Origin of the sequence: Staphylococcus sp. 191 (genome assembly GCF_011174885.1) — a bacterium.
GTDB classification, from domain to species: Bacteria; Bacillota; Bacilli; order Staphylococcales; family Staphylococcaceae; genus Staphylococcus; species Staphylococcus coagulans.
On sequence record NZ_PNRJ01000004.1, the window covers coordinates 154032 to 168321 of the forward strand.

Annotated in this window: 13 protein-coding genes; 2 read left to right on the top strand and 11 right to left on the bottom strand. The window is 34.1% G+C overall.

Annotated features, from left to right (window positions below; all coding sequences use genetic code 11):
* Nucleotides 1-33: 33 nt before the first annotated feature.
* The 5 genes from C1H58_RS04835 to C1H58_RS04855 all read right to left on the bottom strand — a co-directional run bounded on the left by C1H58_RS04835 (nt 34) and on the right by C1H58_RS04855 (nt 4587).
* On the bottom strand, nt 34-462 hold the full coding sequence (locus tag C1H58_RS04835; protein ID WP_050330800.1) for a Fur family transcriptional regulator: 429 nt from the start codon (nt 460-462) through the stop codon (nt 34-36).
* Complete coding sequence (locus tag C1H58_RS04840) at nt 449-1312, bottom strand: metal ABC transporter permease (RefSeq protein ID WP_050330799.1); 864 nt, start codon at nt 1310-1312, stop codon at nt 449-451. The genes C1H58_RS04835 and C1H58_RS04840 overlap by 14 nt, the downstream gene beginning before the upstream one ends.
* Complete coding sequence (locus tag C1H58_RS04845; RefSeq protein WP_050330798.1) at nt 1309-2079, bottom strand: metal ABC transporter ATP-binding protein; 771 nt, start codon at nt 2077-2079, stop codon at nt 1309-1311. The genes C1H58_RS04840 and C1H58_RS04845 overlap by 4 nt, the downstream gene beginning before the upstream one ends.
* A 259-nt stretch (nt 2080-2338) precedes the next feature.
* Nucleotides 2339-3229: a deoxyribonuclease IV gene (locus C1H58_RS04850; RefSeq protein WP_165545508.1), complete on the bottom strand. Its 891-nt coding sequence runs from the start codon at nt 3227-3229 to the stop codon at nt 2339-2341.
* A gap of 17 nt (nt 3230-3246) precedes the next feature.
* A complete protein-coding gene (locus tag C1H58_RS04855; protein ID WP_050345573.1) occupies nt 3247-4587 on the bottom strand; it encodes a DEAD/DEAH box helicase in 1341 nt (446 codons plus the stop codon).
* A gap of 196 nt (nt 4588-4783) precedes the next feature.
* Here C1H58_RS04855 and C1H58_RS04860 point away from each other — a divergent pair, with 196 nt between their 5' ends.
* Nucleotides 4784-5752, top strand: coding sequence for a 4-hydroxy-3-methylbut-2-enyl diphosphate reductase (locus C1H58_RS04860; RefSeq protein WP_165545509.1), 969 nt, complete (start codon nt 4784-4786; stop codon nt 5750-5752).
* A gap of 128 nt (nt 5753-5880) precedes the next feature.
* Here C1H58_RS04860 and C1H58_RS04865 read toward each other — a convergent pair whose 3' ends face one another.
* The 6 genes from C1H58_RS04865 to ccpN form a co-directional block, all read right to left on the bottom strand.
* Complete coding sequence (locus C1H58_RS04865) at nt 5881-6987, bottom strand: Nif3-like dinuclear metal center hexameric protein (protein ID WP_165545510.1); 1107 nt, start codon at nt 6985-6987, stop codon at nt 5881-5883.
* Nucleotides 6966-7661 (bottom strand): tRNA (adenine(22)-N(1))-methyltransferase, encoded by a 696-nt coding sequence (locus C1H58_RS04870; protein WP_165545541.1) that lies wholly within the window; start codon nt 7659-7661, stop codon nt 6966-6968. Before C1H58_RS04870 ends, C1H58_RS04865 begins: the two co-directional genes overlap by 22 nt.
* 224 nt (nt 7662-7885) lie before the next feature.
* A complete protein-coding gene (gene rpoD, locus C1H58_RS04875) occupies nt 7886-8995 on the bottom strand; it encodes an RNA polymerase sigma factor RpoD (protein ID WP_016425197.1) in 1110 nt (369 codons plus the stop codon).
* A gap of 17 nt (nt 8996-9012) precedes the next feature.
* On the bottom strand, nt 9013-10797 hold the full coding sequence (gene dnaG / locus C1H58_RS04880; protein ID WP_165545511.1) for a DNA primase: 1785 nt from the start codon (nt 10795-10797) through the stop codon (nt 9013-9015).
* 75 nt (nt 10798-10872) lie between these two features.
* Nucleotides 10873-11700, bottom strand: coding sequence for a pyruvate, water dikinase regulatory protein (locus C1H58_RS04885; protein ID WP_050330791.1), 828 nt, complete (start codon nt 11698-11700; stop codon nt 10873-10875).
* An 11-nt stretch (nt 11701-11711) separates the two neighbouring features.
* Nucleotides 11712-12335 carry a transcriptional regulator CcpN gene (gene ccpN, locus C1H58_RS04890; RefSeq protein WP_081635142.1) on the bottom strand — a complete coding sequence of 208 codons (624 nt, stop codon included), beginning with the start codon at nt 12333-12335 and terminating at the stop codon, nt 11712-11714.
* A gap of 502 nt (nt 12336-12837) precedes the next feature.
* Between ccpN and C1H58_RS04895 the strand changes: the two genes are divergently transcribed.
* The gene (locus C1H58_RS04895) at nt 12838-14229 is read left to right on the top strand and encodes a glycine--tRNA ligase (protein WP_165545512.1); all 1392 of its coding nucleotides are present in this window, start codon (nt 12838-12840) and stop codon (nt 14227-14229) included.
* Nucleotides 14230-14290 lie beyond the last annotated feature (61 nt).

Sequence of the window (14290 nt, forward strand, 5' to 3'; positions counted from 1 at the left end):
ATTTTTTACTAAAGTAAATAGAGATCTCTCTAATTAAACAAGATGGTAGCCTTTTTGCTTACATTTTTCACACATACCGTAAACTTCTAATTTATGCATTTCAATGTCAACATTTGGTAGTTTTGCTTTGATTTCAGACATTGGACAAAAATCAATGACTTTTGTATCTCCGCATACTTTACAAATAAAATGGTGGTGATGATGAGAAGTGCATGCCGCACGAAACTTCATTTCTCCATCCATTTCTGTTCCTTCGATGATGCCTAAAGTTTTAAATAAGTGTAAGTTTCTATAAATTGTATCGAAAGATATACCTGGATAGTGCGCATTCATGTGTTGTTGGATGGTCTTAGCATTGATATATTTATCCTCATTAATAAACAGCTCAATCATATCTCTTCTTTTGTTCGTATATTTATGCCCATTATTTTTCAATATACGAATGGCTTCATTTGTTTTCATTCACATTCACTCCTTTAAATTTTCTGACTACAAAGGACTGATAAAATAGCGTTAACATTAACATGATGACTAAAATAACAACAATAATACCACCAGGTGAGATATTTAAATAAAATGCAGTAACCAGCCCAATAATGACAGAAAACTCACCAATCGTGATACTTAAGAATATAAATTGCTTAAACCCTTTTGTCCAACGCATTGCAATTGCAACAGGAAGTGTAATTAGCGCACTAACAAGCAATACACCAATAACACGCATAGAAGCAGATATCACTAAAGCGACAATAACGATAAATAAAAATTGAATCCACTTTGGTATACCGATAACTTGGCTGTACTCTGTATCAAAAGAGAGTATAAATAGCTCTTTATAAAATAACATGATATATAATAACACTAATACCGTAATTGTAATAATTGTAAACAAATCACTCAGCGATACAGCACTAATAGAACCAAATAAAAGGCCTAAAAGTTCCTGGTTAAAGCCTTTGGCTAAAGATATAAATATCGCACTTAATCCAATACCTGTACTCATAATAATAGGTATAGCGATTTCAGAATAGTTTTTATAAGATGTTCTAAGTTTTTCAATTAACAACGCACCAATAATTGCAAAAATAATACCTGTCCATATCGGATTTATAAATGCAAATACTGATGAGACAGTTAACAAGTACATGCCGAATGATATCCCACCAAGAGTCACGTGACTTAAAGCATCTGCAATTAATGATAAACGTCTTACAACAATAAACGTACCGATTAATGGAGCAATAACCCCTATCAATATACCACTAATAAAAGAATACCTGATAAATTCAAAATTCAATAATGCATCAATCATACACAACAATCCCTATCATGTTTATGGTCTACAAATTTAATGGGGTGGCCATAAATTTTAGAAATTTCAACTTCATCAAGTGATTTGAATTCACTTGTTGCCCCATGGAAGTGCAAATGTTTATTTAAACAAGCCACTTCAGTTGCTGTATCAACAACAACACCAATATCGTGTGTTACTAAAATAATTGTAACGCCTTCTTTTTTGAGGTGATCTAACGTCTCATAAAATTCACCGACATGTTTCGCATCTATACCATTAGTTGGCTCATCTAATACAAGTACAGAAGGTTCAGAGACAAGTGCTCGTGCAATTAATACACGTTGCTGTTGCCCTCCAGATAATTGTGCAATATTTTTATGTTTTAATTGCGATATATTCAATCGATTCAAGACCTGATCTACTTTCTGATCATCAGAGTTGCTAAACCATCTGAAAAGACGCTTTTTACGAGTTAAACCACTCAAAACGACTTCTTTTACAGTAGCTGGAAAACCAGATGTAACAGATGACGCTTTTTGTGAGACATAACTGATTTTATCGGTCGTCAATTTTTTGTGATATGACTCTCCATCAATAAGAATTTCGCCCTTTTGAATTGGTAAAATACCTAAAATTAATTTGAGCAACGTAGACTTACCCGCGCCATTAGGTCCAACAATTGCTAAAAATTCACCTTTATTGATACGAATGTTGATATTTTCTAATACTTTTTTATTGTCATAAAAAAAGTCTATTCCTTTTAATTCAAAGACTGGTTGTGGCATCTTTTCACCTCAATTTTCACCATATTGATTTAAAGCATACAATGTAAATAGTAATCTTTCCGACTTCGATTTATTATAACATTAAATACGCGATTTTTATAATGTAAAAATTTAGTACTAATTCATTCGAAATTTAAAGGAGTGAGACTAAAAAATTAGCGCTCACCCCTATTTGTGCAACTTGTATATCTCAAGTGCACTTTTGAATTTAGATAACTGACACAATATGCCAGTTCAAAAAATCATTCTGAGCTATAGATTAAACTGACATAATCTTATTTTTCATTTCAGGATCGAATTTGTTGTTTTTGAAAGCTTCTATTTCATAACGATAAGGAGGTTTTTTATTTTTCTTATCTTCCCCAACGTATGGCGTTTCTAAAATTTTAGGAATATCCTTAAATTGATCATGATGTACGACATAATTGAGTGCATCAAATCCGATATGACCAAAACCAATGTTTTCATGTCGATCTTTATGAGCTGAAATTGGGTTTTTACTATCATTCACATGGACGACTTTAATACGGTCTACCCCTATAATACGGTCAAATTCGTCTAAAACACCATCAAAATCATGAACGACATCATATCCTGCATCGTGAATATGGCATGTATCTAAGCAAACAGAAAGTCGTTCATTGTGTGTAACACCATCAATAATTTGAGCGAGTTCTTCAAAAGTTCGGCCCACCTCTGAACCTTTTCCAGCCATTGTTTCAAGCGCAATTCTAACATCGTTTTGGTTGGTTAAGACTTCATTAAGTCCCTCAATAATTTTTTTAATACCGACTTCAGGACCAGCACCAACATGCGCACCTGGATGTAAGACGATATCTTTGGCTCCAATTGCCTCTGTACGCTCAATTTCATTCTGCAAGAAATTTACACCTAGTTCAAAGACTTCTGGTTTGTTCGTATTAGCAATATTAATAATATAGGGTGCATGTACAACAATATTTGATAAACCATATTTTTCCATTGTTGCTTTACCGTTTTCGATATTAAGATCTTCTATCGCTTTGCGACGTGTATTTTGGGGTGCTCCAGTATAAATCATAAATGTTGAAGCCCCGTGTTGATGTGCCTCTTCAGCGGATGCTTGTAACATTTTTTTACCACTCATTGAGACGTGAGAACCTATTAACATAATTATCCTGTCCTTTTTTATCTTTTATTCTTTCTAGCTTGTCGTTTTTTACTTCTGCTAAACTGTCTTTTTTCTTGGCGTTTTATCTGTTCAAGCTCTTGCTTATATTTTTTCTTATACCCTGGTTTAACTTTTTTCTTATTATTACGTTTCACTTTATGTTTTACTTGTTGCGTAATGTGATCATCTTGTTTTTGACGTAGTTTTCTCGTATTGTGAGCTTTGATAGGTTTTAATTCACCATTTTTAATATCTACATTTTCAAACTGATATCCTTTTTGTTCAATTAAATGAATCAGTTCTTCTTCTTCAGGTGTATAAAGTGTAATTGCAATGCCCTTATAATTACCACGTCCCGTTCTGCCAACACGATGTGTAAAGAAGTCAATGTCTTTAGGTACATCAAAATTAATGACGTGACTGACCCCTTCAATGTCGATTCCTCTTGAAGCTAAATCACTTGCAATCACATATTGATAATCTAAGTTTCGGATTCGCTTCATTTGTTGTTTACGTTCGCGTGGAGACAAGCCACCATGAATCATACCAACTTGAATACCCTGTTGCTGTATCTCATTTGCGAGCGCATCCGCACTGTCTCTACTATTACAAAATATAATTGCGAGATATGGATTTAAAAGTTCAATTAGTGAAACAGTTTTATCTATCTTTTGTGCACCTTTTGTAGGAATAAGGAAGAATTCAATACTCTTTTTATTTTTCGATTCACTCTTAACTTCGATAAATTCTGGTTGCTCTAAATATTTATTTAAAAATGGATATAATGTCTTAGGAATTGTTGCACTAAAAACAGCCATTTTTGCTTGTTCATCAAGTTTAGACGCGATTTGATCCACGTCTTCGATGAGACCTAAATCAATCATTAAATCAGCTTCATCTACAACTAAATAGTTTGCTAAATGAACATGTAGCGCACCCGATTTAGCGAGATCGTTTATGCGCGTTGGTGTACCAATCACTAATTGGGGTTGAACCGTAGTCTTTTGTTTGTCTTTTTCAAAATCAGTTCCACCAATAAATAAGCTTACTTTTACATTCTTTTTAAATTGACTAAGGTGTTGCGCAGCTTGGTAAAGTTGCGTTGCTAACTCACGTGTTGGTGCAACGATAATGGCTTGTGGTTCCTCGTATGTGGGATCAATTTGTTGGAATAATGGTAAAAGAAATGCATGAGATTTCCCTGTACCCGTTTGTGATTGACCAATCAGATTTACACGTTTCATTATTTTTGGAATCACACGTTGTTGTATTTCAGTGGGTTGTTTAAAATTTAATGATTTAATTGCTTCAATTAAGTTTGAATCAAAACGAAATTGGTCAAATGGATGATTTGCCATGATTTGGCCTCCTTAAAGATTCGTCTCTATATTATAAATGAAATCATGTTTAATGAAAATAAGCAAAGTGCATGTTTTTAAATATGATTTTTACATTTGTAGTTGTGAGACTAAATCTAGATTTTATTTGTATTTTAATTTTAAAAGTACGGTGTTACTGATATAATGATGTATCGAAGGAGGTTCGTGTATAAAAATGGAAATTATTAAGATTACCCCTCGTGGTTATTGTTATGGTGTTGTCGATGCGATGGTGATTGCTAGAAATGCTTCGCTTGACCCTAATTTACCACGGCCTATCTATATACTTGGTATGATTGTTCATAACAAGCATGTAACGGATGCTTTTGAAACGGATGGTATTATCACATTAGACGGACCAAATCGATTAGAGATTTTAGAACAGATTTCAGAAGGTACTGTTATTTTCACTGCACATGGTGTTTCACCAGAAGTGAAAAAACGTGCTAAAGCTAAGGGACTAACATGCATTGATGCCACATGCCCAGATGTTGAGAATACACACGCTTTGATTAGAGAGAAAAAGGCAAGTGGCTATCATGTCATATATATTGGTAAAAAAGGTCATCCTGAGCCAGAAGGTGCTGTCGGTGTTGCACCAGATATTGTTTATCTTGTTGAAACGAAAGAAGATGTAGAAACTTTACCAGATACACTCAATGATTATCCTTTGATTGTAACCAACCAAACAACGATGTCTCAATGGGATGTTTTACATTTAATGGAGGATTTACAAGAGAAGTTCCCACACATTGAACAACATAAAGAGATATGTCAAGCGACGCAAGTGAGACAAGAAGCAGTTGCTGAGCAAGCTGGTGCAGCTGACCTACTAATTGTTGTCGGTGATCCAAAAAGTAATAATTCTAATCGCCTTGCACAAGTTTCTAAAGATATCGCACATACGCAATCTTATCGAATTGCAGACATTTCACAACTTAAACTTGAATGGCTTGAAGGTGTTGAGACTGTAGCTGTTACTGCAGGGGCTTCGACGCCAACGCCAATTGTAAAAGAAGTGATTAACTTCTTGAAAGATTACGATTCAATGAATCCTGAAACTCATACAACTCACTCTAATGTGCCTGTTGAGAAAATTCTACCTAAAATTAAAAAAGCTAAACCTGTTAAAATTATGGAATAACATATAAAAGTCGAAGCAATTTGATACAATTGCTTCGACTTTTGCTTTAGTAAAAATAGATTTTAATTGACCATTAGCTAACTTTTCAGCTTTTGTTTGTGAATTTTATAAGATTTTTACACTATCTTTTATAAATAATCGTAAGGATCGGTATTGTGTGCGGAGGATTCAATTTTGAATGAATGTTCCAGTTCTGGCTCTAACCAATTTCTTAACAAATGAACGAGCCCTTCTTTCATTACATATTCACTATAATGGTTAATATCTAATAAATTGATACCTGCTATTTTTGCATCTAATGCATCATGATGTTTAATATCTCCTGTTATAAAAAGGTCCGCACCAGATTGCTGTGCTTGCACCTCATTACCCATTCCAGATCCACCAATAATTGCAACGCGTTGAATTGAAGCGTTAATATCTCCAATAAATCTTACACTTGGCATTTGTAAAGCATTTTTAACCTGATTGACGAAGGAATTGACCGTCATTTTATGTTCAAGATTTCCAATCATCCCCAGACCATGATGAGATGTTCGTGTCATTTGAATGACATCATAGACGGGTGTTTCGTACGGGTGGTATTGATGAATTAATGCTTCTGCTAGAGAACGTTGATGAGATTGAACCATAAATTCAATTTTTTGTTCTTGCACCGTCTCAACTCTACCAACTTCACCAATATGAGGATTTGCGTTTTCTAAAGGCTTAAATTGCCCCTTTCCATTTGTATTAAAGAAACAGTACGCATATTCTCCCTCTTGGGCAAGACCATGCTGTGATAAAGTATCTTTAAAAGCCTCAGCATTTTCTTCAGGAATATATATTTGAATTTTATAATAATGCTCTTTTTCTTTGTTAAGAAGTTCAAAATCTTTTAGACCAATCTTTTCAGCAAGCATGGCATTTACGCCTTCAGGATGAACGTCTAAATTGGTATGCAATGCAATTAAATTGATGTTATTTTGAATTAAGCGGTATATAATTGACCCATATGCATCATCATCAATAATTTGTTTGATGCCTTTAAATATAAGAGGATGATGCGCAATGATGGTGTTTATATTCTTTTCTATAGCTTCATCGACAATTTCACCCGTACAATCAAGCGTGGTTAAGATACCTGTAACTTCGCTCTCTTTATTGCCAATTAATAAACCTACATTATCCCATGATTCAGCAGTATGGAATGGGACATTTTTATTTAAAATTTCTAAAAGCTTTTTGAGTTGCATTGTGGTAACACCTCTTTTATGTCACTTTCTAAATTGTTTATCTCGTTCCAACGTTGTTTATGCTTTTCAGGATTGAGATTTTTCTTAATGTCCGATAATGCCTCTAACTCTCTTTCCCACTTTTCAATAAATAAATCATTGGGAGATGGGTGTAAAAATGGACCAAATTTTAAATCTCGTTCAGACAGCTGCATTTTACCGGGATCCGCAACAATGATTTCATAAATATGCGCACGCTCTTTCATTAATGTTTCTGTAGTAATTTGATAGCCATTTTTTTGTAAAAATTCGCGTATAGGCTGACTTTGAATATTAGACTGCAAAACTAATCTCGGTTGATTTTGAATGTATGCGGCACCTTGTTTTAAAATTCGAGCAATCAATGGTCCGCCCATGCCACATATCGCCACGGTATCTATCTTGTCGTTCTCAGTTAGAATAGTTAACCCATCTCCAAGGCGTACATCAATTTTAGATTGATAGCCGTGAAGCTGTACACTTTTAACAGCAGATTGATATGGCCCTTTAATGACTTCTCCTGCAATAGCATGATCTATCAAACCATTTTCAATACAAAACATAGGTAAAAAAGCGTGATCTGAGCCAATATCAGCAAGGACATCACCGGTAACATATTCACTGACCTTTTTTAGTCGTTTATTTATTGGAATGATAGTAATCCCTCCTCTATGTAAAATGCTAAATAAAATGACGTATCAATTAGATGTTGATACAAAAAAAGAGTGGGATAGAAATCTAAACTGAATTTAAATTTCATAGTCCCACCTTAACAAGGCTGACTAAAGCATTAATTCTTTTTAAGTCGTATGAAGCACTTTAGTCGAATTTGAAATAAAGCCTTTATTCATCTATCCCATTGTTATATGTGCTTTTAGCCTTAGTCCATGAAATCTTTCAAACGTTTACTGCGACTTGGGTGTCTAAGTTTACGTAAAGCTTTAGCTTCAATTTGACGAATTCGTTCACGTGTCACACCAAATACTTTACCGACTTCTTCTAATGTACGTGTTCGTCCATCATCAAGACCAAAACGTAAACGAAGTACATTTTCTTCACGGTCTGTTAAAGTATCAAGGACATCTTCTAATTGTTCCTTTAATAATTCATACGCTGCATGATCAGAAGGGCTTTGAGCTTCTTGATCTTCTATGAAATCACCTAAATGGCTGTCATCTTCTTCACCAATAGGTGTCTCTAAAGACACAGGTTCCTGTGCAATTTTTAAAATCTCACGCACTTTTTCAGGAGGTAAATCCATTTCCTCACCAATTTCTTCAGGTGCTGGATCACGACCGAGGTCTTGTAATAATTGACGTTGTACGCGGATTAATTTATTGATTGTCTCTACCATATGAACAGGAATACGAATTGTTCGCGCTTGGTCGGCAATTGCACGTGTAATCGCTTGTCTAATCCACCATGTAGCATACGTAGAAAATTTGAATCCTTTACTAAAATCGAATTTTTCTACCGCTTTGATTAAACCCATATTACCTTCTTGAATTAAGTCAAGAAACAACATGCCACGTCCGACGTAGCGTTTTGCAATACTTACAACAAGACGCAAATTCGCTTCAGCTAAGCGTGCTTTCGCCACTTCGTCACCTTGCTCAATACGTTTCGCTAATTCTATTTCCTCTTGTGCACTCAAAAGATCCACACGACCAATTTCTTTCAAGTACATTCTTACAGGGTCGTTAATTTTAACCCCTGGTGGTGCACTCAGGTCGCCAGGATTTAATTTATCATCTGTATCTGAACTATCTTTTTCATTTACAAGTTGGATGTCATTATCATTAATCATATCGAAAAATTCATCCATTTGGTCAGAATCCATATCAAAGTTTTGTAATTTATCTGCTACCTCTTCATGGCTTAGATGACCTTCTTTTTTACCTTTTTCAATAAGTTGTTTTTTTACATCTTCTAATGTGAGTGTCGGATCAATGGTTTCTTTTTTTATTACTTTTACCTGGTTATCTGACATAAAAAGGCCTCCCGAAATTATTCTTGACTCTTCAATCTAGCTCTATTTTTATTGACAATCATCTCTAAATAGTATTTTTGAGATTCTGTATCCCCGATTCGGGTTGCTTCGCGCAACTTTTCATGGAGTGTTTCAATCGATTCTGAAAATCGATGTTCAGTCATCAACTTAATATAATCAGTGATTTCATTTTCAAACGGTTCATGGTTAAGTGGATAATCTACTAAATGTATCAACACTTCTTTTAATTCTTCCTGATTAACATAAGTGATAAAGTCACTCATCACAAAGGAATCATTATTTGAATAAAACTCCCGTAAAATACTAAATATACGTTTAAAATGTTGATTTGTAAAGTCTGTTTCTTCAATATCTTGATAAAAGCTTAAAAATACTTCTTTATCACTGATAAAATGTTTTAAAAGTGCACGCTCGGCTTTTTCATATTTAGTAAGTGTTGTGTATTGTGGTGTTTCATGCTGAACTTGTCTGGGTGCAACATTTTGTTGTGGATTTATTCGTTCTACTTCTTTATTTAGACTCTCAGCACTTATTTTAAACACTTGGGCAGCATCTTGTATCACTTTATTTCTTAAAATTTTTGAATTGATGTGTGCTGCATCTTCTATAAAAGTTTTATAATATTTCTCATAAGATAAATCGTTGTTTTGTATTTCGCTTTGGTTAAGATGAAGTTTAAAGCTTACAAATGATTTTTTCTCTTTATTAACAAAGTCACGGAACTTTTCTGCACCAAATTTACATATATACTCATCAGGGTCCATTTTAGTGGGCAATTGAACGACATAAACATTAAATTGTTGCTGTAGCAGCGTTTGACCCGTTTTTAACGCTGCGTTTATCCCAGCATTATCACCATCATACATAATTGTAATATGACCACACAGTTTTTTTAGAAACGTAATATGCTCATTTGATAGTTGTGTACCCATACTGGCAACTACATTTTTTAAGCCCGCGCTATCAGACTTGATGACATCCATAAATCCTTCGAGTAAAATAACTTCATCATTTTGACGGATGCTTTTACGTGCTTTGTCTAAATTATAAAGCATCTTTCTTTTTTGAAATATAGGAGATTCAGGACTATTTAAATATTTAGGTTCTTGACCCGTGTACGTTCTACCCGAATAGCCAACAATACGACCTTGAGCATTGGCAAGTGGAAAAATAATACGATCACGAAAACGGTCATAATAGTTAAATTCTGTTTCATTTCGTGATAATATACCTGCTTCATACGCAAGTTGTAAATCATAGCCCTTTTTTTCCATAAAGTTCGTTGCAAAATGTGATGAATTTGGTGCGAATCCTATCTTACGCTCGTCTATGATTTCATCTGTAAAGCCACGATCATATAAATATTTGAGCGCTTTCTCGCCTTCAACGGTTTTTTTCAATAAATAGTGATAATAATCAAGCAATGATTCATGCATTTGAATCATTGTTAAATCATCTGATGCAATGTGCTCTAACTCTTTTGACTCACCGGTATCTACTTTAATATTGACCCGTGCGCCTAATTTTTTAACAGCATCTGTAAATGAAACATTTTCAATTTCTTGGATAAATTGAAACACGTTCCCTCCTTTTTTACATCCAAAGCAGTGGCAAATTTGTTTGTCCTCTGAAACGGTAAAAGAAGGTGTTTTTTCGTCATGAAAAGGACACAAACCGATATAATTGCGCCCCCTCTTTTCAAGTTTGACATATTCGCTCACTATGTCTAATATGTCCGATTGTGTCTTAATTTCGTCAATCGTACTTTGTGGAATTCTCATTTCATCACCTTATATTACAATTTACTGCATCATAATTTTGTGAATGATTAAAAGACAGTTGTATTATTATACAATTTATCCATTAAAAAAGGAATTATTATGCTCAATGATTTGAATAATATTATTGGCAGTTTCCTCAATCGCTTTATTAGAAACATCTAAAACTGGACAGCCTATCTTTTCAACTATTTGATTAAAGTATTCAAGTTCTTCTGTAATACGTTGATCTGTCGCATAACGTGCGGAATCAGATAATCCTAACTGTTTAAGTCTTTCTTTACGAATTGCATTTAATTTTTCAGCACTTATTTTCAACGCAATACACTTCTGCGGATCTATTTCAAATAACGCATCAGGTGGTGTCACTTCAGGGACGATAGGAACATTCATCACTTTGTATCGTTTATGTGCTAAATACTGTGAAATAGGTGTTTTTGAAGTGCGTGATACCCCAATTAAAACAATATCTGCTTTAGGTAACCCTTTAGGATCTTTGCCATCGTCATATTTAACAGCAAACTCCATAGCCTCTATTTTTTTGAAATAATCTTCGTCAAGCTGATGTACAATTCCGGGTTCGTTTAATGATTTTTGGTTAAATGTTTTTTCCATCACTTGAATCATAGGACCCATAATATCAACCGATTTGAGATCGTATTGCTCTATTAATTCTTGCATATAACTGCGGATATCAGGGCGCACAAGTGTGTATATAATGATAGAATCGACTTCTCTTGCTAAGGCAATGATTTCGTCGATATTTTCTTTTGTTTCTATATAAGGATAGCGTAATATGTCAGATGAGTGATCGCTATGTTTAAATTGAGAAATACATGCTTTAGCTACTAGTTCAGCAGTCTCTCCCACTGAATCTGAAGCAACAATTACTTTTACATTTTTCATAGATTATCCTCCTAATGATCAAATAGCGATACGAATAGTTTAGTGATTGTGGTTTTCGAAATACGACCTGTCACTTCAAACTTGCCATTTTCTTTTGCTCGTACTATAGGTATTGAGTCTATTTCTTTCGTTATCATTTGTCGTGCTGCATACAAGACTAAATCATTCTCATTGAGCAAGACAATATTAGGCATTCTTGTCATAATAATATTGACTGGCATGGTGTGTATGTCTTGCCCTGCCATTGAAGCTCTAAGTAAATCTTTTCTCGAACAAACACCAACGAGTTCATTTTCATTATTAACAATGAATAATGTTCCTACATCTTCAATAAATATCGAGCAAATCGCATCATAAACTGTCACATCGCTTTTTAAAATCACTGGATGTGATTGGTAATCTTTAACGATATATTGTTTTAATTGTTCAGTTAAAAGTTGTGATCCTGACTTACCAGAATAAAAGTAACCGACTCTAGGTCTTGCTTCTAAATATCCAGCCATCGTTAAGATAGCTAAGTCAGGTCTCAGCGTAGCACGAGTTAAATTTAACTGTTCTGCTATCTTTTCACCTGTAATTGGTCCGGAAGACTTAACAATTTCTACAATATGGGCTTGTCTTTGACTAAGTTCTATATGAGTCTCTAACTATTTAAAACCGAAAACGGTTATGCTAATTAAATAGCAGAAGTGCCTCCTTTTTGCATACTAGCACTATATTTTTATCTGTTGGCAAACCAGTAACATTAAATTGTTAATATTGCATCGATTATGGAAAACGATATATTGAAAGTTTATAGAAGTAAAACATAGTCCCTCATATAAACTTTGAGTTGGCATGCAATCAAAATTAGATTGACTTTGCATTTTTAGTACAATATTCATTATAACTTGTATTCGAAAGTGATACAATTATGATTTTGCTTGCCTTTCTAATTCGTATAATTTAAAATTAATAATAAAGCGAGTTAAGGATGGTGGAAGCTTAACACACTGATTTGGCGTATGATTTGAATTGAATAAAAGTGAGTGGCGACACTAATTTGGGTGGAACCGCGGATTATTATTATAATTCGTCCCAAGGCAAAGTTGATTCTTTGGCTTGGGGCTTTTTTATTGTTAAGGAGTGTAAACTGAAATGGATAAAAACATGGATACTATTGTACAATTAGCCAAACACAGAGGATTTGTTTTTCCTGGTAGTGAAATTTATGGTGGTTTAGCAAATACTTGGGATTACGGTCCATTAGGTGTTGAATTGAAAAACAATATTAAAAGAGCATGGTGGAAAAAGTTCATTACGCAATCACCTTATAATGTAGGTTTGGATGCTGCTATTTTAATGAACCCTAAAACTTGGGAAGCATCAGGACATTTAGGTAACTTTAATGATCCAATGATCGATAACAAAGACAGTAAAATAAGATATCGTGCTGACAAATTGATTGAAGACTATATGTTAAACGAAAAAGGTGATGAAAACTTTATTGCAGATGGTTTAAGTTTTGATGAGATGAAACGCATTATTGATGAAGAAGGCATCACTTGTCCTGTAAGTGGTACTGCGAATTGGACAGACATTCGACAATTTAATTTAATGTTTAAAACATTCCAAGGTGTTACTGAAGATTCAACAAATGAAATCTTCTTACGACCTGAAACAGCTCAAGGTATTTTTGTAAACTATAAAAACGTACAACGTTCAATGCGTAAAAAACTACCATTTGGTATTGGGCAAATTGGTAAATCTTTCCGTAATGAAATTACACCAGGAAACTTTATTTTCCGTACACGTGAATTTGAACAAATGGAATTAGAATTTTTCTGTAAACCTGGTACAGAAATCGAATGGCAAAACTATTGGAAAGAATTTGCTGCGAATTGGTTAACTAATTTAGGTCTTAACAAAGACAACACACGATTACGTGACCACGATGAAGATGAATTATCTCACTACTCAAATGCTACAACAGATATCGAATATCGTTTCCCGTTCGGTTGGGGCGAATTATGGGGTATTGCTAGTCGTACGGATTACGACTTAAAACAACACAGTGAACACTCTGGAGATGATTTTAGATATCATGATCCAGAAACAAATGAAAAGTATATCCCTTACTGTATTGAACCTTCATTAGGTGCCGATCGTGTAACATTAGCGTTTTTATGTGACGCTTATGATGAAGAAGGTGTTGAAGGAAGTAAAGATGCACGTACAGTATTACACTTCCACCCTGCCATTGCACCATATAAAGCAGCAATTTTACCATTAAGTAAAAAACTTTCTGCAGATGCAATTAAAGTTTATGAACAACTTAGTGAAGATTTTGTAGTAGATTTTGATGAATCTCAATCTATTGGTAAACGTTATCGTCGACAAGATGAAATTGGTACACCTTACTGTATTACATTCGACTTTGATTCACTTGAAGATCAACAAGTAACCGTGCGTGATCGTGATACAATGGAACAAGTTCGTATGCCAATTAGTGAATTAAATGCATTTTTAGTAGAAAAAGTTAAATTTTAAATAAGAAAATGGAGTGGATCACATTGATGTGATTCACTCCCATTTTTATATTGTTAAATTT

Excerpts from the sequence above, each read along its gene's own strand:
- C1H58_RS04835 (WP_050330800.1), bottom strand. The coding sequence starts at position 462 with ATGAAAACAAATGAAGCCATTCGTATATTGAAAAATAATGGGCATAAA.
- C1H58_RS04840 (WP_050330799.1), bottom strand. The coding sequence starts at position 1,312 with ATGATTGATGCATTATTGAATTTTGAATTTATCAGGTATTCTTTTATT.
- C1H58_RS04845 (WP_050330798.1), bottom strand. The coding sequence starts at position 2,079 with ATGCCACAACCAGTCTTTGAATTAAAAGGAATAGACTTTTTTTATGAC.
- C1H58_RS04850 (WP_165545508.1), bottom strand. The coding sequence starts at position 3,229 with ATGTTAATAGGTTCTCACGTCTCAATGAGTGGTAAAAAAATGTTACAA.
- C1H58_RS04855 (WP_050345573.1), bottom strand. The coding sequence starts at position 4,587 with ATGGCAAATCATCCATTTGACCAATTTCGTTTTGATTCAAACTTAATT.
- C1H58_RS04860 (WP_165545509.1), top strand. The coding sequence starts at position 4,784 with ATGGAAATTATTAAGATTACCCCTCGTGGTTATTGTTATGGTGTTGTC.
- C1H58_RS04865 (WP_165545510.1), bottom strand. The coding sequence starts at position 6,987 with ATGCAACTCAAAAAGCTTTTAGAAATTTTAAATAAAAATGTCCCATTC.
- rpoD (WP_016425197.1), bottom strand. The coding sequence starts at position 8,995 with ATGTCAGATAACCAGGTAAAAGTAATAAAAAAAGAAACCATTGATCCG.
- dnaG (WP_165545511.1), bottom strand. The coding sequence starts at position 10,797 with ATGAGAATTCCACAAAGTACGATTGACGAAATTAAGACACAATCGGAC.
- C1H58_RS04885 (WP_050330791.1), bottom strand. The coding sequence starts at position 11,700 with ATGAAAAATGTAAAAGTAATTGTTGCTTCAGATTCAGTGGGAGAGACT.
- C1H58_RS04895 (WP_165545512.1), top strand. The coding sequence starts at position 12,838 with ATGGATAAAAACATGGATACTATTGTACAATTAGCCAAACACAGAGGA.